Source organism: Paraclostridium sordellii (assembly GCF_000953675.1).
Lineage (GTDB): Bacteria > Bacillota > Clostridia > Peptostreptococcales > Peptostreptococcaceae > Paraclostridium > Paraclostridium sordellii.
This window is the reverse complement of record NZ_LN679998.1, coordinates 2,594,834-2,613,000: the sequence shown is the minus strand read 5'-3', so window position 1 is coordinate 2,613,000 and position 18,167 is coordinate 2,594,834. Positions and strand designations below refer to the sequence as shown.

Below are 18,167 nucleotides of genomic sequence, written 5' to 3'. Positions count from 1 at the left end.
TAATGAGATGTTTCACGACAATAGATATGATAGTATTAGTTGCATATTTAGTAATAGTACTATTTGCAGGATTAGCTTTTTCTAAAAAAGATATGAAAGAAAAAGAATATTTTAAAGGTGATGGAACCATACCTTGGTGGGTTACATCAGTTTCGATATTTGCGACTTTATTAAGTCCTATATCTTTTTTATCAATAGTAGGTAATTCCTATAAAGGCACTTGGATACTATGGTTTGCACAGCTAGGTATATTTATAGCGGTTCCAATTACAATAAAATTCTTTTTACCTATATATAGCCGATTAGAAATAGATACGGCATATCACTACCTAGAAGTTAGATATAATGATAAAGGACTTAGAGTTTTAGGAGCTGTTATGTTTATAATATATCAAATAGGAAGAATGTCTATAATAATGTATTTACCTTCCATGGTATTAGCACAACTTACAGGAATAAATGTAAATATCTTAATCGCTGTTATGGGAGTTATAGCTATTATATATTCATATAGTGGAGGAATAAAATCAGTATTATGGACTGATTTTATACAAGGACTAGTATTAATATCAGGATTAGTATTTGCTTTAATATTTTTAATATTTTCAATAGATGGAAGTACTGGAGAAGTATTTAAAGCTTTAGCAAATGAAAAGTTTTTGTCGAAAAATGAAGTCGTATTTGATATGAATATACTAAATAATAGCGTATTTATAATATTAGTAGGAGCGGGTATAAATACTTTTTCATCTTATATATCAAGTCAAGATATAGTACAAAGATTTTCAACTACAACAGATATAAAACAATTAAAGAAAATGACATACGGAAATGGAATATTATCAATAGTAACGGCAACAATTTTATATTTACTAGGAACAGCATTGTTTGTATTTTATGAACAAAATCCACATTTATTACAAATAGTAAAACAAGACCAAATATTTGCTTCATATATTGGATATCAATTACCAGTAGGAATATCAGGACTTGTTTTAGCAGCTATATATGCAGCAGCACAATCTACTTTATCTACTGGACTTAACTCAGTTGCAACAAGTTGGGCACTAGATATACAAAGTGTTATACACAAAGGAATATCTATAGAAAAGCAAACTAAAAATGCAAAAATTATATCAGTAGTTGTAGGAATAGTTGGAATAATAGTTTCAATGATAATGGCTAATGGAGAAATAAAATCTGCATATGAATGGTTTAATGGATTTATAGGACTAGTATTAGGAGTTTTAGCTGGTATATTTGTACTAGGTGCATTTACAAAAAAAGCAACAAATTTTGGTGCATATGTAGGATTTATAGTATCAGCAATAGTTGTTATAAGTTTAAAATACTATCATCCTGGAGTAAGTCCTTGGTCGTATTCTATAGTAACCATAACTACTTCATGTATAGTTGGATATATAGTTAGTTTAATTCATACAAAACTAGGAAGAGGTTTAAAAGATAATAATATAACTGAAGCTACTATTTATCATACTGATATAGCTTAAATTCATCTAAGTAAAAGAGGAGGAAATATAATGAATAAAAATTATATGGAAATTGGAAATAGAAAAATAGGAGAAGATTATGCTCCATTAGTTATAGTTGAAATAGGAATAAACCATGAAGGATCTTTAAAAACTGCTTTTGAAATGGTGGATGCAGCTTATGAAGCTGGAGCAGAAGTTATAAAACATCAAACTCACGTTGTAGAAGATGAGATGTCAAAAGCAGCTAAAAAAGTAATACCAGGAAATACAGATGTATCTATATATGATGTAATGGAAAGATGTGCTTTAAATGAAGAAGATGAAACTAAATTAAAAGAATATGTAGAGTCTAAAGGAATGATATTTATAAGTACACCTTTCTCAAGAGCAGCAGCAGATAGATTAGAAAGAATGGGTGTTAAAGCATATAAAATAGGATCAGGAGAATGTAATAACTATCCTCTAATAGATCATATAGCATCTTTTGGAAAACCTATAATATTATCTACAGGTATGAATGATATAGAAAGTATAAGAAAATCAGTTGAAATAATGGAAAAACACGGGGTTAAATATTCATTACTTCACTGTACAAATCTATATCCAACTCCAGCTAATTTAGTTAGATTAGGTGGTATGGCAGAATTACAAAAAGAATTTCCAAATGCAATAGTAGGATTATCTGATCACACAGTAAACAATAATGCTTGTTTAGCAGCAGCGGCACTAGGAGCTTCAGTACTTGAAAGACACTTTACAGATAGTAAAGACAGACCAGGACCAGATATAGTTTGTTCTATGGACCCAAAAGAATTAAATGAATTAATTGAAGGTAGTAAAGAAATACAACAAATGAGAGGTGGAAAAAAAGTAGCAGCTAAAGAAGAACAAGTTACTATAGATTTTGCATTTGCCACAGTTGTAACTACTAAAAATTTAAAAAAAGGGGACATATTAACTAAAGAAAATATATGGGTTAAAAGACCTGGAACTGGAGAAATCAAAGCAGAGCATTATGACTCTTTAATAGGAAAAGTAGTTAATAAAGATATTGAAAATGATGAACATTTATCTTGGGCAGATATAGAGGAGTAATAGATATGAAAAAAATTGTTTTTTTAACAGGCACACGCGCTGATTATGGAAAACTAAAATCTTTAATGAAAAAAGTTGAAGAAAGCAAAGACTTTGAACTGCATGTATTTGTAACAGGAATGCATATGCTTAAAAAATATGGATCTACATATCATGAAGTAGAAAAAGATGGATTTAAAAATATATATAAATATATAAATCAAAAATCTAGCTCAAGTCATCAAATGGATATGGCTTTAAGTAATACAATTGTAGGATTAAGTAATTACTGTGATGAAATAAATCCTGATATGATAGTAGTTCATGGAGATAGATTAGAAGCATTAGCAGGAGCAATAGTAGGAGCTTTTAACAATATAAAAGTGATGCACATAGAAGGTGGAGAAGTTTCAGGAACAATTGATGAATCTATAAGACACTCAATAACAAAAATGTCACATTTTCACCTTGTTGCAAATGAAGAAGCGAAAAAAAGAATTATTCAATTAGGTGAAAAAGAAGAATCTATATTTGTATTTGGATCACCGGATATAGATATAATGTATTCAAGTTTACTACCAAGTATAGAAGAAGTTAAAGAAAAGTATGAAATAAAATTTGAAAATTATTCAATACTTATGTATCATCCAGTAACAACAGAAGTTGATAAACTAGAAGCCAACATAAAACAAGTAGTAGATGCTGTTATTAATTCAGGAAAAAATTATGTAGTAATATATCCTAACAATGACAGTGGAAGTGATGTAATTTTAAAAGAGTATGAAAGATTTAGAGAAAATGACAGATTTGAAATATATCCATCAATGAGATTTGAATATTTCTTAACACTTTTAAAAGAATGTGAATTCATCATTGGAAACTCTAGTTCTGGAATAAGAGAAGCTTGTGTATATGGAAAAATATCAATTGATATAGGAAACAGACAAAAAGGAAGATATGATGAAAATATAGAGAACATAATTAATACTTATGAAAATATAGATGAAATAACAAATGCTATAAAGAAAGTAGAAACTATTAAAGTAGAGCCTATGTCTCACTTTGGAAGTGGAAATAGTGATGAGCAATTTTTAAAAATTATATCTTCAGATGAAATTTGGAAAGAAAATATACAAAAGAAATTCATTGATGTAGATTTTTAAATAAATAATTTATCAAGAGGTGTAAAATTGAAAAAGGCAGTAAGAAAAGCAATAATACCAGCAGCTGGACTGGGAACAAGATTTTTACCAGCAACAAAATCTCAACCAAAGGAAATGTTACCTATAGTTGATAAACCAACATTACAATATATAATAGAAGAAGCTGTAAACTCAGGTATAGAAGAAATACTAATAGTAACAGGAAGAAACAAAAAATCTATAGAAGACCACTTTGATCGTAGTGTAGAACTTGAACTTGAACTTGAGCAAAAAAATAAAAAGGAAATGTTAGAACTAGTAAGAAAAATATCTAACATGGTTGATATATATTTTATACGTCAAAAAGAACCAAAAGGATTAGGACATGCAATACACTGTGCTAAAAGTTTTGTTGGGGATGAACCTTTTGCAGTACTTTTAGGTGATGATATAGTGGACAATAATGAACCTTGCTTAAAGCAATTACTAGGAGCATATAACGAATACAACACATCTATACTAGGTGTTCAAGAAGTAGCAAAAGAAGACACTAGTAAATATGGAATACTAGATGTTAAACCTATAGAAGATAGAGTATACAAAGTAAAAGACATGGTTGAAAAACCAAAAGTTGAAGAAGCTCCATCAAACATGGCTATACTTGGAAGATATATAATAACTCCAGCTATATTTGATATACTTGAAAATCAAGAACCTGGTAAAGGTGGAGAAATCCAACTAACAGATGCACTTAAAACACTAGGGCAACAAGAAGCAATATATGCATATAATTTTGAAGGTAGAAGATACGATGTAGGTGATAAACTAGGATTTTTAGAGGCTACAGTAGATTTTGCCCTAAAAAGAGACGAATTAAAAGATGAATTTATGAAGTTTTTAGAACAAAAAGTTAAAAATAATAAATAATACCAAAATTTTTATTCAAAATAAAATAAATTATATAAAATTTTGTAAACTATAAACGATAAAAATATGTTTTAAAAATTATATATAAAATAATTTCATACATAAAAATTTTATTAGAAACAGTAAAAATATTAATTACTATATATCAAAAAAAATTGTTCACAGATGAAAATCTGTGAATTTTTTTTGAAAAATATTAAGAAAAAAATAACTAATATTGAAAAAATTTCGACAAATTAATTTAATTTCGACAAGGTATTTTGTCGAAAAAGAATAAAAAATAAAACAAAAAGAAATAAAATGAAAAAATATAGAGAACGAATTATTTTGAAGATATTAAAACTTTTTACTATAATAGTCATGGATAAAACAGGAAACTACAAAAAAACAAAGTAATAGCTAGTAAATCACTATGAATTAAGTTGAAAATAGCTATGAAATTCTAAAAAAGGACAAAATCAAAGAAAATGGAGGAAAAAATGGAGGAAACTATTGACTTAAAAGAATATTTTCTAATCATCAAGAAAAAAGCCTGGATAATAGCATTAATAACATCCATGGCAATGCTTGCAAGTGGGATAATAAGCTTTTTTGTACTAAGCCCAGTTTATCAAACAAAAACGACTTTAATAGTTAACAGCGACAAAGCCCCAGGGACTGATGTAATAACAGGAGATCAGATAAGTGTATCCCAAAAACTTGCAGTAACTTATGGTGAAATAATCAAATCAAAAACCGTACTTGATGAAGTAGCAAATCAGCTAAAAATAAAAGGTGGATACTCAAATATTGAAAAAAAACTAACCGTATCACCAGTAGCAGATACCCAAATACTAGAAATTTCTGTTGAGGATACTAACCCACAAAGGGCAGCAGACATAGCAAATACAATCCCAGCAGCATTTACAAAAGAAGTAAAAAGAATAACAAAAGCCAATAACGTAGAAGTAATAGATAAAGCAATAGTACCAAAGAGCCCTATAAAGCCCAATAAAATTATGAACATAATGATATCAGCCGTTTTAGGAATTATGGCTTCACTATTTGTAATATTTTTACTTGAATATATGGACAATAAAATCAAATCGCCACAAGACATAGAAAAACACTTAGGTCTTCCACTACTTGGAGTAATTCCAAATGAAAGAAAAGTAAGGAAAGGTGGAAAGAGAAGATGAACATAGTAGCATTTAAAGAACCAAAATCACCTATTTCAGAAGCTTATAGAAGTATAAGAACTAATATACAATTTTCAAACATAGACAAAAACATACAAACAATACTTTTTACAAGCAGTAAGCAAGATGAAGGAAAAACAACTGTTGTAGCAAATATGGGAGTAAGTTTTGCAGCATTAGAAGGAAAAAAAGTACTAATAATTGATGCAGATCTTCGAAATCCTAGTATTCACAGAAAGTTTAATTTAACTAATACTTATGGACTAACAGAGGTACTAAGTGGACAAAAGGATTTAAAAAAAGCAATACAAAACACAGAAGTAAACAACTTACAGATACTAACAACTGGTAAGATGCCGCCAAATCCATCAGAAATGTTAGAATCTAAAAAAATGAAAGAATTTGCAAGAGAATTAGAAGAAAGTTATGACTATATATTTATAGACTCGCCACCTATAGGAGTTATAACTGATGCAGGATCTATAGCCAATTATTCAGATGCAACAGTATTGGTTGTTGGAAGTGGAGAAACGGATATAGAGATGGCAAAAATAACAAAGTTAAGACTAGAAAAAGTAAAAGCTAATATCATAGGAGTTGTATTAAATAAATACGTAGGAGAAGATGGTGCTTATGGATATTATAGTTACTGCTATGAACAAAATGATGGAAGCAGAAGAGCTAGACATAAAAAGAAAAATAAAAAATAAAAAGCCTATGTACTAAAAACCGCCAAATCCTTAGTACATAAGCTGAGTTCATATATATACAGACATCGCCAAACACCATGTATATATATCCTTGAGATTAATGGAAATTATTCTCGTTTCTATTATACGAGAAAATCCATTAAAACTTAAGAGAAAAAACGAAATTTTAACAAACTTTACAAAATTGTGATTTTTTAAGGGGAGAGTTTTTAATGGATACACAAATTAGAGCCCCAAAACAAACAAATAAATTTAAATCAAGGACTAAAAAGTACAGAATAAAAAGACACGGGAAAATTAACTGTATTTAAATACTATTGAATTAAATTTGTATGTGTATGGGGGGAAAGATATGGAAAACAACGGCTCTGTTCTTCAAATGGATGAGCAAAGCATAAAAGAGAACTTGACAGAGTTAAGTAATAACGTAAGTATAATTTACCTAGTATTAAAAAGATTACTTGATATAGGTGGAGCTTTAGCTGGAATTATATTATTATCGCCATTATTTGTAATAGTAGCAATACTTATAAAGCTAGAAGATCCAAAGGGAAATGTGTTTTTTAGGCAAGAAAGATGTGGACAATATCCTAGAAAATTTAAAATGTTAAAATTTAGATCTATGGTTCACAATGCAGAAGACTTATTAGAAGAATTGCAACACTTAAATGAGCAAACAGGACCAGTATTTAAAATAAAAGAAGATCCAAGAATAACTAGGGTTGGTAAATTTATAAGAAAAACAAGTATAGATGAACTGCCACAGTTATTTAACATACTAAAAGGAGATATGAGTTTAGTTGGACCAAGACCTCCAATTCCAAGAGAAGTAGAAGAATATGATGAATATCAAATGCAAAGATTAGCTGTAAAACCAGGACTAACATGTTATTGGCAAGTGGGTGGAAGAAACAGTATTGACTTTGATGAATGGGTAGAATTAGATGTTAATTATATAAAAGATAGAAGTATTTTGCTAGATATTAAACTTATATTTAAAACATTTTTTGTACTATTTGGAGACGATAATGCATCTTAGGGGGAGATAAAAATGAAATATATAAATCTTTACCAAGAATGGTTAAAAGATTCTTATTTTGATGAAGAAACGAAACAAGAACTTATAAATATAAAGGAAAATGAAAAAGAAATTGAAGATAGATTCTATAAAAATTTAGAATTTGGAACAGGTGGACTAAGAGGGGTTATAGGAGCTGGGACTAATAGAATAAACAAATATACTGTAAGAAGAGCTACATTTGGACTTGCGAATTACATAATTCAAAAAAGCAATGAAGAAGGAAAACAAAAAGGCGTAGTTATAGCATATGATAGCAGATATAAAAGTGAAGAGTTTTGCATAGAAGCTGCAAAAACACTAGCTGCTTGTGGAATAAAAGCATATATATTTGATAGTCTAAGACCAACACCACAGCTTTCATTTGCAGTAAGACACTTAGGTTGTATAGCAGGTATAGTCATAACAGCTAGTCACAATCCACCAGAATATAACGGATACAAAGTATATTGGTCTGATGGTGGTCAAATTTGTCCTAAAATAGGAGAAGAAATAATAACTGAAATTAATAAAATAGAAGAATATAGCAAAATGCCTATAACTAATGAAGATAATGAATTAATAGTAACATTAGATGAAAGTATAGATATAGCATTCATAGATGCAGTAAAAGAACAAGTTATAAACCAAAAGTTAATAGATAAAGTTGGAAAAGACATAAAAATAATATTCACACCAATACATGGAACAGGAAATAAACCTATAAGAAATGTATTAGATGAAGTGGGATTTAAGAATGTTCAAGTTGTAAAAGAACAAGAAATGCCTGATCCAAACTTTTCAACAGTTAAATATCCTAATCCAGAAGAAAAAGCTGTATTTGATATAGCTATAGAAATGGCAAAAAAGGATGGAGCAGACTTAATAATAGGAACTGACCCAGATTGTGATAGAGTTGGAGTTGTTGTAAAAAACAATGAAGGTGAATATGTAGTTTTAAATGGAAATCAAGTTGGATCATTACTTGTAGATTATGTATTAACTAATAAAGAAGAATTAAAAAATATGAAAAACCCTATGATAATTAAAACAATAGTAACTTCAGAACTAGGAGCTAAAATTGCGAAATCATATGGAGTAGGATGTATAGATACTTTAACAGGATTTAAGTTTATAGGTGAGAAAATACATGAATATGAAGAAAATAAAGAAGCTGCATTTATAATGGGATACGAAGAAAGCTATGGATATTTAATAGGAACACATGCTAGGGACAAAGATGGGGTTGTATCATCATTATTAATATCTGAAATGGCAGCTTATTACTATGATAAAGGAATGACTTTATACCAAGGACTTTGTGAAATATACAAAAAATATGGATACTTTAAAGAAGAACTAAAGTCAATCACACTAAAAGGTATAGATGGAATGGAACAAATAAAGTCTATAATGAATCATTTTAGAAATTCTGATATAGCCGAGATAGCAGGTATAAAAGTAGAATGCTTAAACGATTATGAAGATGGAATAGATAACCTACCAAAATCAGATGTACTTAAATTTATATTAGAAGATGAAAGTTGGATAGCTGTTAGACCATCTGGAACAGAGCCTAAGATAAAGTTTTATTTTGGGGTTAGTGGAGATAACAAAGTTAATGTAGATAATAAATTAGAAAAAATCATGGAAGATATAACAACTATGATAGAAAGTACAAACACATAAAGGGGTGTAGGATTATGCTATGTGCTTTAATAATGGCTGGGGGAAAAGGTACTAGATTCTGGCCTCTTTCAACAGAAGAAAAACCAAAACAGTTTTTAAATTTAATAGGTGAAGAGACTATGATACAAATGACTATTAATAGAATTAAACCTATTATACCAATCGAGCAAATATTTGTATGTACTGGAGAAAGGTATATTGATTTAGTAAGAGAGCAACTACCAGAACTACCAGATAGAAACATAATAGTTGAACCTGAAGGAAGAAATACAGCTCCGTGTATAGCATTATCAGCTTTTGTTATAAAAAAATACTATTATAATGCAAATATGGTAGTACTTCCATCAGACCATTTAATAAAAAATGAAGATGAATTTAGAAAAGTTATACAAAGTGCTAATAAGTTTGTCAATGAAAATGAAAATTCAATAATTACATTAGGGATGGAACCTACAAGACCTGAAGTAGGATATGGATATATAAGATATAGTTTAGATGAAAGAGTTATAAATGAGAATGAAGTTATAAAAGTAGAGGCTTTTGTTGAAAAACCTAATAAAGAAAATGCTAAAGAATATCTAATGAATGGGAATTATCTATGGAACGGTGGAATGTTTTTATGGAGTGTAGATAATGTATTAAATCAAATAAAAGTACACTCAAGTGAAACTTACAGAGCATTAGAAAAAATAGAAGAGATACCAAATGAGCATTTGCAAAGCTTTATAAACGAAAACTATGAATACACTGAAGCTATATCAATAGATTATGCATTACTTGAAAAATCAGATGATGTATATGTAATACCAAGTAGTTTTGGATGGGATGACGTAGGAAGTTGGGAAGCATTAGACAGATATAGGGAGAAAGATTCGTCAGGAAATGTCTTAGTAGGAAGTGCAAAGGTAGTCAATAGTGGAAGTAATTTAGTTATATCATCAAATCACAATATAGTTGTAGAAGGATTAGATGATATATATGTAATTGAAAGTGATGGGAAAATATTGATAGGACCTAAGTCAAATGTAGCAAATGTAAAAGAACTGAAAGAGATTATATAAACATAGCTTGAAATGGAGGATTTAATATGAAAAAAAGAAAGGTAGCATTAATAACAGGAATAACAGGACAAGACGGCTCTTATTTAGCAGAACTATTATTAGAAAAGGGATATGAAGTACACGGAATAATAAGAAGAGCCAGTACTTTTAATACAAAAAGAATAGATCATTTATATCAAGATCCACATGAAGGAGATGTAAGTCTATTTTTACATTATGGAGATATAACAGATTCGAGTAACTTAAATAGATTAATAGAAAAAATACAGCCAGATGAAATATATAATTTAGCAGCACAATCTCATGTTGGAGTATCTTTTAACTCTCCAGAGTATACTGCTGAAGCAACAGGAGTAAGTACACTTAGAATATTAGATGCAATAAGAGAAACTGGTGTTAAGACTAAGTTTTATCAAGCCTCAACAAGTGAATTATTTGGAGGATTACCAGATACTGCACCACAAAGTGAAAAAACTCCATTTTATCCTAAAAGTCCATATGGAGTTGCAAAACTTTACTCTTACTGGATAACTGTAAACTATAGAGAGTCTTATGATATATTTGCTTGTAATGGAATTTTATTTAATCACGAATCTCCAAGAAGAGGGGAAACGTTTGTTACTAGAAAGATAACTAGAGCAGTAGCTGCTATACACTTGGGAAAACAAGACAAGTTGTATTTAGGAAATTTAGATGCAAAAAGAGACTGGGGTCATGCCAAGGACTATGTAGAAGGTATGTGGAGGATTTTACAACAGGATAAGCCACAAGATTATGTACTAGCAATGAATGAAACTCATACTGTTAGAGAGTTCGTTGAGCTGGCTTTCTCTGAATTAGGATATCAAATAGAGTGGCAAGGAAGCGGTGTTGATGAAAAAGGTATAGATAAGAATAGTGGAAGAGTTTTAGTTAAGGTAGACCCAAGATATTTTAGACCAGCTGAGGTTGAATTATTATGGGGAGATAGTACTAAGGCTAGAACAGAACTTGGTTGGGAGCCTAAGTATTCTTTTATAGATTTAGTTAAAGAAATGGTTGCTTCTGATTTAGAAGAGTTAAAAAGCGGTGGTGGATATAAGTCTAGGTTTGAGAATTAGTATATTAAAACTTAGAGGAAAAGAAGGACAGAAACTACTTTAAACGAGGTGGAGAAATTGAATAAAGATTCAAAAATATATGTTGCTGGTCATAGAGGATTAGTTGGTTCAGCTATAGTTAGAAATTTACAAGATAAAGGGTTTACAAATATTATACATAGAACTCATGAAGAATTAGATTTAACTAATCAAAAATCTGTTAGAACTTTCTTTGAAACTGAAAGACCAGATTATGTATTTTTAGCTGCTGCTAAGGTGGGTGGGATACATGCTAATAATACTTATCCAGCAGATTTTATATATGATAATTTAATGATACAAAACAATATAATAAAAGCTTCTCATGATTTTGGAGTTAAAAAATTATTATTCTTAGGAAGTACTTGTATATATCCTAAGATGGCTCCTCAACCAATAAAGGAAGAGTACCTTTTAACTGGAGCTTTAGAAGAAACAAATGAAGCTTATGCTGTGGCAAAAATTGCTGGACTAGAGATGTGTAAGTTTTTTAAAAAACAATATGGAGACAACTTTATAAGTTGTATGCCTACAAACTTATATGGACCTAATGATAATTTTGATTTGAAAAACTCTCATGTATTACCAGCACTTATAAGAAAGTTTCATGAAGCTAAGATGAACAATGGTGATGTTGTTGAGGTTTGGGGAACAGGTACTCCACTTAGAGAGTTTTTATATGTTGATGATATGGCAGATGCTTGTGTGTTCTTAATGGAAAATTATGATGGAGAACAACATGTAAATATAGGTACTGGAGAAGAAGTATCTATAAGACAGTTAGCTGAGACTGTTAAGGAAGTAGTAGGATTTGAAGGTGAGTTAGTATTTAATACTGATATGCCAGATGGTACTCCAAGAAAGTTAACTACTGTAGATAAGCTAAATGGATTAGGATGGAAACACAAGGTGAGTTTAAATGAAGGAATTAAGTTAGCTTACCATTGGTTCTTAGAAAATTATAAATAAGATAATTTGGATAAATAGTTTATAAATTAACATTAATTATCCAACTACAATTAGGGAGATTCAAGTAAACATGAAGAAGAAAAGAATATTAATGATATTAAATTATTTTTATCCTGATGTAGCTTCAACTGGGCAGTTAATGACAGAATTATGTGAAGAACTACAAGATGATTTTGATATAACTGTTATAGCTGGATTTCCAAACTATACAGGTAATATACCACAACAATATAACGGGAAAAGAATAGTAAAAGAAAAGTATAAAGATATAGATATCTTAAGAGTTAGAGTCCCAGAGTTTGATAAAACAAATAAATCAAGTAGGATTAAATACATATTGGCTTATTTCTTTAACTCAATATTAGCAATAATGAAATCAGGAAAACAAGATATAGTTTATAGTATATCTCAACCTCCTATATTAGGTGGGATACTAGGTGTAATAGGCAAAGCCTCTAAAAGAGCTAAATTAATATATAATATACAAGATTTTAACCCTGAACAAATTGAAGCGGTGGGATATTCAAAAAATAAATTTATAATTGAAGCTGCACGAAGCTTAGATAAATTTAGTTGTAGATTATCTAATAAGGTATTGGTTGTTGGTAGAGATATGCAAAAAACTCTTAAAAATAGATTTAATGATAAGAATGTACCAGATAGTATGGTTATAAATAACTGGACTAATGAAAAATCAATATATCCTTTAGAAAAAGATCATCCTAGAGTACAAGAATTTATGAAAAAATATAATTTACAGGATAAATTTGTATTTATGTATTCTGGAAATATAGGATTATACTATGATCTTGAAAATATTATCAAAGTTATAGGTCAATTTAAAGATAACAAAGATGTTGTATTTGCATTTGTTGGTGAAGGAGCAGTTAAACAACAGTTAGTTGATTACAGCAATGATAATAAGGTAAGAAACATTAGATTTATACCATATCAAGATAAAGAGGATCTTATATATTCTTTAAATGCAGCAGATGCTCACATAGTAACCAATGCAAAAGGAATAAAAGGAGTATCCGTTCCAAGCAAAGTATATGGAGTAATGGCTACAGGTAAGTCTATATGGGCTGTACTTGAAGAAGAAAGTGAGGCAAGAACTCTTATAGAGGAGTGTGGTTGTGGAGTTACCTGTGCACCAGAAGAATATGATGAAATGAAAAAAATGATAGATAAACTTATATCGCTAGATAAAGATGAATTAAAAGCTATGGGTATGAGAGGGAGAAAACATATAGAGCAAGGCTATACGAAAGAAGCATCAACAAATAAGTATAAAGAATTATTAAAATCAATTTAATAAATAAGAAAAATAAGAGGTTATTATGTTTAAGAGCAATTACTTTAAATTATTTATGAAGTTTAATAAAGTAAACTTTGGCAAAAACTTAAATCTTTATGGAACTCCAATAATATTTAAGAAAAAAAGATCTAAATTAAATATAGGTGAAAACTGCACAATAAGAAGTAGTTTTCTTTCTAATTTAGTTGGATTAAGTCAAAGAACAATAATAGTTACGAGAACAGAGGAAGCTAATATTAATATAGGTAATAACGTAGGAATTTCAGGAGCTACTATATACGCTAGAAAAGGAATAACTATAGGTGATAATACATTAGTAGGTGGAAATACAAAGATACTAGATAATGACTTTCATCCAATTGAAGTAGAAGCTAGAAATAGAGATGATAAATATGCAATTAGAAGTAAAGAAGTAACTATAGGGAAAAATTGTTTTATAGGGTGTAACTCATTAATATTAAAAGGAACCAAAATTGGAGAGGGATGTGTAGTAGGTGCAGGAAGTGTTGTTAGTGGAGAATTTTCTAGTAATGTAGTTATAGCTGGAAATCCGGCTAAGGTTATAAAAATGCTATAGGAGGAAGTAATGATGGTAGATTTAACTGTAGTTATACTAACAAAAAATGAAGAGAATAACTTACGAAAATGTATAGAATCATTTAAAGGTATAGTAAAGAGATTTGTCATAGTTGATAGTTATAGTGATGATGGGACAAGAGCTTTATGTGAAGAGTTAAGTAAAACTGTAAATATTGATTTTTATGAGAATAAATTTATAGATTATGCAACACAACTTAACTGGGCATTGGCTAATACAAATATCGTTACGAAATGGTCTATGAGAATGGATGCAGATGAAGAATTAACTCCTGAATTAGTAGAGGAAATAAAAGTAAAACTACCATCTATAGAAGAAAATATAAAAGGAATAGTTTTAAAAAGACGAGTATATTTCATGGGAAGATGGATAAAGCATGGGGGAAAATATCCAGAATTATTACTAAGAATATTTAGAACAGGTTATGGAACTTGTGAGCAAAAACTTATGGATGAGCATATGATTTTGACAGAAGGAGATACCAGTACATTTAAATATGATATTATCGATAATAATAATAAATGCTTAGAGTGGTGGACTCATAAACATAACTGGTATTCTAATCGAGAAGTATTAGACTATCAACAAAAAGTTCTAAATGAAAACGAAAGTGATGATTTAATAAATAATAATTCTAATAAGGGACAAGCTGCAAGAAAGAGATTTATAAAAAATAATGGATATTATAAGTTACCTTTATTTTTTAGATCACATTTATATTTTATATATAGATATTATTTTAGATTTGGATTTTTAGATGGAAAAGAAGGAAAAGTATATCACTTTTTACAAGCATATTGGTATAGATTCTTAGTTGATGCTAAGATTTATGAGTGTGAAAAATTTAATATAAGAATAGAATGTCAGGGTGACTTGAAATAAAAATAAAGTTGTATAAATCTATACTGAAGGAGTGGTTGAATATGGCGAATGGTAAAAAAAACATATTGATTATAATGGGTCGTTATTTGCCTGGCTATAAAGATGGCGGACCTGTGCGATCAATTAAGAATTTAGTTGATTACCTTGGAGACGAGTATAATTTCATGATTCTTACTTGCGATAGAGATCATGGAGATATAGAACCATATCCTAATATTAAGGTTAATGATTGGAATGAAATTGGCAAAGCAAAAGTTTATTATGTTCCACCAAAGGGATTTAAATTTTCTATAATTAAGAAATTATCAAAACAGGTAGATATCATATATTGTTGTGGTTGTTTTAACGATTATGCAATTAACACACTACTACTTAATAGGATAGGACTAATAAAGCCTCCTTTAGTAGTAGCATCAATGGGACTATTTTCACCATTAGAATTTAGTCTTAAATATAAAAAGAAAAAAATATTTACTACAATATTTAATAAACTAGGTATGTTCAAAGACATATATTGGTCAGCTACATCAGAAATAGAGATTAATCATATCAAACAACAAATTAAAACAAATAATAACTTTTTTATCGCTGAAGATTTACCAAGAAAAATATATTCTGCAAATATATTTAAGAAGAAAGAAAGTGGGGAGTTAAAAGTTGTTTGGATATCTAGGATAGCTCATAAAAAAAATTTAAAGGGTGCAATAAAAATTATTAAAAAATTAAAATGTAATGTTGAATTCAGTATATATGGTCCCAAACATATTCAAGAATACTGGAATGAGTGTGAGTCCGAACTAAGAACTCTTCCAAACAATATAAGATGGAGTTGGAAAGGCAGTGTTGAAACAGAAGAGGTTGTAAATGTACTTAAACAGCACCATGTATTTTTATTCCCTACATTTGGAGAAAACTATGGGCATGTAATTCAAGAAGCTTTATCTGCTGGATGTCCTGTCATTTTATCAGATCAAACTCCATGGCAAGATTTAGAGAAAAATGGAGCTGGATATGTATTTCCTATAGATGATGATGAGAAGTTTGTATTGGCTTTAGAAAAATATGCATATATGGGTGATATAGAATTTAAGTCTCATGTAGATAAAGCATTAAATTATATTATCACGAACAATAAAGATAAGGTAAAAAATACTGGATATAGAGATATATTCAAATAAGTTAACATAAAGACGTAAAGAACGGAAAATTAAGGGAGAAGGATAATGAAAATTATGAAAGTGTTAAAAAAGATTAAAAAAGTAATCTCAAGATTTTGTATTAAACAAATAGCTCATTTAGACTCTAATTTGTATACAAAGAAATATACACAACATTTAAAAAAATATGGAATGAATATACAAGGTATACCTAGATATATAGCAACTACAGCTACGTTTGATGGAAATGATTACTCAATTATACACCTAGGAAATGACTGTGTTATATCGAGTGAAGTACAATTTTTAACTCATGACTATTCTATTGCACGAGGTCTTCAGGCTATAGGTAAAAATAATCCGATACCAAATAAAGATGAATTGTTTTTGAAAGGAATTTATGTAGGAGAAAATAGTTTTATTGGAACTAGAAGTACCTTACTTCCAGGAACACATATTGGCAAAAATGTTATAGTTGGAGCATGTTCAGTAGTTAAAGGTACTATTCCTGACAATAGTATTGTAATTGGAAATCCATCTAAAATAATACTGAATACAAAAGAATGGGCAGAAAAAAAGTATATTGAAAATGAATATTTTATAGAGAAATAAAACTTAGGATATAGTGATGGCAAAGATCAAAAAAATAAAATTATTAACTTTTTTAATCTGCAGTTTACCAATGTGTTTTCAATTAACCTCAATAACAGGCAATTCAAATTTATATAGAATTGTATATGTGAGCACTGTTATTTTATATTTTATAGGAAGAAAAAAAATATTAATAAATGAAAAAGTTTTTAAATTTATATTAGTAGTTTCCATTGTTTACTTTTTTTGTCCAATATCAAGCTTTAATATTGAAACAGATACTGTACTATACTATGTATTTACTATATGCTTCATAATCGTTTCATATATTGGTGGAACTATTTTAAATGAAGATAAAAACAAGACAATTAATTATATGATTATCTCCAATAGTATTCCGCTATTATATCAAATAGTTGTAAATATAGATCAAATTAATATTAATACGGTTATGAGTGTTTTTACGGGAGATAGAATTAACAGAGCTACATTTGGATATAGCCATGCTAATTTTACAGCTATGTTTATTGTACTAGAAATATTATTAATGTATTTTAGAATAAAAAAAGTAAAAAAATCTAAATTAATGAACTTACTTATGATTTTTTTATTAGGTCCATTACTTTCAACAGGATCTAGATCAGGGGTGTATGCATTAATTGTATTTTTGATATCTGAAGCATTTTTTATCTTTTCAAGTAAATTTAATAAGTATAAAAATTTAGTATACAGTACATTAATTATAAGTTTAAGTATTTTTTTTGTTCTTAACTTTGGCGAAAGTCTTGTTTTGAATAGTAGCGGAAGAGATGAAATATTAGTTAACAACTTTCGAGTATTGAAAGATAATGGGTATTTAATATTTGGAGCAGGAGGAGGAAGTACTTCTAATATCAATAGTATTGAAGGGATAAGATTTTCTGATAACTGGTATATGACAAATATAATTAATAGTGGGATAATAGGCTTAACTTTAATGCTTTTGTTTATTACATTTATTTTTATTAGGATATTTAAAAATAAAATTAATGATACTATTGGAATTTCTTTCTTTATAATGATGTATGTATACAGTTTAAGTGAAAATATGTTATTTGTTCCTGGAGTTGCACTATCATGGTTTCTATGGACATATGTAATGTATGCTTTTCAAACAATAGAAGTTAATCGGTTATCAAAAATATGTTTAAGAGGTAATTAAGT

17 protein-coding genes are annotated in these 18,167 nt (G+C 28.9%); all 17 read left to right on the top strand.

Going from position 1 to position 18,167, the window contains the following annotated elements; all coding sequences use genetic code 11:
- The first annotated feature begins 2 nt into the window (after positions 1 to 2).
- The 17 genes from ATCC9714_RS12625 to ATCC9714_RS12545 all read left to right on the top strand — a co-directional run bounded on the left by ATCC9714_RS12625 (position 3) and on the right by ATCC9714_RS12545 (position 18,165).
- The gene (locus ATCC9714_RS12625; protein ID WP_054630207.1) at positions 3 to 1,511 is read left to right on the top strand and encodes a sodium:solute symporter family protein; all 1,509 of its coding nucleotides are present in this window, start codon (positions 3 to 5) and stop codon (positions 1,509 to 1,511) included.
- A gap of 30 nt (positions 1,512 to 1,541) precedes the next feature.
- Positions 1,542 to 2,588 carry an N-acetylneuraminate synthase gene (gene neuB, locus ATCC9714_RS12620; RefSeq protein ID WP_081012093.1) on the top strand — a complete coding sequence of 349 codons (1,047 nt, stop codon included), beginning with the start codon at positions 1,542 to 1,544 and terminating at the stop codon, positions 2,586 to 2,588.
- Positions 2,589 to 2,593: 5 nt separating this feature from the next.
- Complete coding sequence (neuC, locus tag ATCC9714_RS12615; protein ID WP_054630208.1) at positions 2,594 to 3,730, top strand: UDP-N-acetylglucosamine 2-epimerase; 1,137 nt, start codon at positions 2,594 to 2,596, stop codon at positions 3,728 to 3,730.
- Between the two features lie 27 nt (positions 3,731 to 3,757).
- A complete protein-coding gene (gene galU / locus ATCC9714_RS12610; protein ID WP_054630209.1) occupies positions 3,758 to 4,636 on the top strand; it encodes a UTP--glucose-1-phosphate uridylyltransferase GalU in 879 nt (292 codons plus the stop codon).
- Positions 4,637 to 5,115: 479 nt separating this feature from the next.
- The gene (locus tag ATCC9714_RS12605; protein WP_057545497.1) at positions 5,116 to 5,814 is read left to right on the top strand and encodes a YveK family protein; all 699 of its coding nucleotides are present in this window, start codon (positions 5,116 to 5,118) and stop codon (positions 5,812 to 5,814) included.
- A complete protein-coding gene (locus tag ATCC9714_RS12600) occupies positions 5,811 to 6,524 on the top strand; it encodes a CpsD/CapB family tyrosine-protein kinase (RefSeq protein WP_057545498.1) in 714 nt (237 codons plus the stop codon). Before ATCC9714_RS12605 ends, ATCC9714_RS12600 begins: the two co-directional genes overlap by 4 nt.
- A gap of 352 nt (positions 6,525 to 6,876) precedes the next feature.
- Positions 6,877 to 7,563, top strand: coding sequence for a sugar transferase (locus tag ATCC9714_RS12595; RefSeq protein ID WP_021122681.1), 687 nt, complete (start codon positions 6,877 to 6,879; stop codon positions 7,561 to 7,563).
- Positions 7,564 to 7,575: 12 nt separating this feature from the next.
- The gene (locus tag ATCC9714_RS12590; RefSeq protein WP_057545499.1) at positions 7,576 to 9,270 is read left to right on the top strand and encodes a phospho-sugar mutase; all 1,695 of its coding nucleotides are present in this window, start codon (positions 7,576 to 7,578) and stop codon (positions 9,268 to 9,270) included.
- A gap of 14 nt (positions 9,271 to 9,284) precedes the next feature.
- Positions 9,285 to 10,331, top strand: a complete 1,047-nt coding sequence (locus ATCC9714_RS12585; RefSeq protein ID WP_057545500.1) for a mannose-1-phosphate guanylyltransferase — start codon at positions 9,285 to 9,287, stop codon at positions 10,329 to 10,331.
- 26 nt (positions 10,332 to 10,357) lie between these two features.
- Entirely contained in the window at positions 10,358 to 11,431 is a 1,074-nt protein-coding gene (gmd, locus tag ATCC9714_RS12580; protein ID WP_057545501.1) for a GDP-mannose 4,6-dehydratase, read from the top strand.
- A 57-nt stretch (positions 11,432 to 11,488) separates the two neighbouring features.
- Positions 11,489 to 12,418: a GDP-L-fucose synthase gene (gene fcl, locus ATCC9714_RS12575; RefSeq protein ID WP_057545502.1), complete on the top strand. Its 930-nt coding sequence runs from the start codon at positions 11,489 to 11,491 to the stop codon at positions 12,416 to 12,418.
- A 70-nt stretch (positions 12,419 to 12,488) separates the two neighbouring features.
- A complete protein-coding gene (locus tag ATCC9714_RS12570) occupies positions 12,489 to 13,733 on the top strand; it encodes a glycosyltransferase family 4 protein (protein ID WP_057545503.1) in 1,245 nt (414 codons plus the stop codon).
- Between the two features lie 25 nt (positions 13,734 to 13,758).
- Entirely contained in the window at positions 13,759 to 14,313 is a 555-nt protein-coding gene (locus ATCC9714_RS12565) for an acyltransferase (RefSeq protein WP_057545504.1), read from the top strand.
- Between the two features lie 9 nt (positions 14,314 to 14,322).
- Complete coding sequence (locus ATCC9714_RS12560; protein WP_243273357.1) at positions 14,323 to 15,216, top strand: glycosyltransferase family 2 protein; 894 nt, start codon at positions 14,323 to 14,325, stop codon at positions 15,214 to 15,216.
- A 41-nt stretch (positions 15,217 to 15,257) separates the two neighbouring features.
- Positions 15,258 to 16,394: a glycosyltransferase family 4 protein gene (locus ATCC9714_RS12555; protein WP_057545506.1), complete on the top strand. Its 1,137-nt coding sequence runs from the start codon at positions 15,258 to 15,260 to the stop codon at positions 16,392 to 16,394.
- Positions 16,395 to 16,439: 45 nt separating this feature from the next.
- Positions 16,440 to 16,985, top strand: coding sequence for an acyltransferase (locus ATCC9714_RS12550; protein ID WP_021122664.1), 546 nt, complete (start codon positions 16,440 to 16,442; stop codon positions 16,983 to 16,985).
- Positions 16,986 to 17,001: 16 nt separating this feature from the next.
- Positions 17,002 to 18,165, top strand: a complete 1,164-nt coding sequence (locus ATCC9714_RS12545; protein WP_057545507.1) for an O-antigen ligase family protein — start codon at positions 17,002 to 17,004, stop codon at positions 18,163 to 18,165.
- Positions 18,166 to 18,167 lie beyond the last annotated feature (2 nt).

Coding starts and splice junctions, on each gene's coding strand:
- ATCC9714_RS12625 (WP_054630207.1), top strand. CDS start 3: ATGAGATGTTTCACGACAATAGATATGATAGTATTAGTTGCATATTTA.
- neuB (WP_081012093.1), top strand. CDS start 1,542: ATGAATAAAAATTATATGGAAATTGGAAATAGAAAAATAGGAGAAGAT.
- neuC (WP_054630208.1), top strand. CDS start 2,594: ATGAAAAAAATTGTTTTTTTAACAGGCACACGCGCTGATTATGGAAAA.
- ATCC9714_RS12605 (WP_057545497.1), top strand. CDS start 5,116: ATGGAGGAAACTATTGACTTAAAAGAATATTTTCTAATCATCAAGAAA.
- ATCC9714_RS12600 (WP_057545498.1), top strand. CDS start 5,811: ATGAACATAGTAGCATTTAAAGAACCAAAATCACCTATTTCAGAAGCT.
- ATCC9714_RS12595 (WP_021122681.1), top strand. CDS start 6,877: ATGGAAAACAACGGCTCTGTTCTTCAAATGGATGAGCAAAGCATAAAA.
- ATCC9714_RS12590 (WP_057545499.1), top strand. CDS start 7,576: ATGAAATATATAAATCTTTACCAAGAATGGTTAAAAGATTCTTATTTT.
- ATCC9714_RS12585 (WP_057545500.1), top strand. CDS start 9,285: ATGCTATGTGCTTTAATAATGGCTGGGGGAAAAGGTACTAGATTCTGG.
- gmd (WP_057545501.1), top strand. CDS start 10,358: ATGAAAAAAAGAAAGGTAGCATTAATAACAGGAATAACAGGACAAGAC.
- ATCC9714_RS12570 (WP_057545503.1), top strand. CDS start 12,489: ATGAAGAAGAAAAGAATATTAATGATATTAAATTATTTTTATCCTGAT.
- ATCC9714_RS12565 (WP_057545504.1), top strand. CDS start 13,759: ATGTTTAAGAGCAATTACTTTAAATTATTTATGAAGTTTAATAAAGTA.
- ATCC9714_RS12560 (WP_243273357.1), top strand. CDS start 14,323: ATGATGGTAGATTTAACTGTAGTTATACTAACAAAAAATGAAGAGAAT.
- ATCC9714_RS12555 (WP_057545506.1), top strand. CDS start 15,258: ATGGCGAATGGTAAAAAAAACATATTGATTATAATGGGTCGTTATTTG.
- ATCC9714_RS12550 (WP_021122664.1), top strand. CDS start 16,440: ATGAAAATTATGAAAGTGTTAAAAAAGATTAAAAAAGTAATCTCAAGA.
- ATCC9714_RS12545 (WP_057545507.1), top strand. CDS start 17,002: ATGGCAAAGATCAAAAAAATAAAATTATTAACTTTTTTAATCTGCAGT.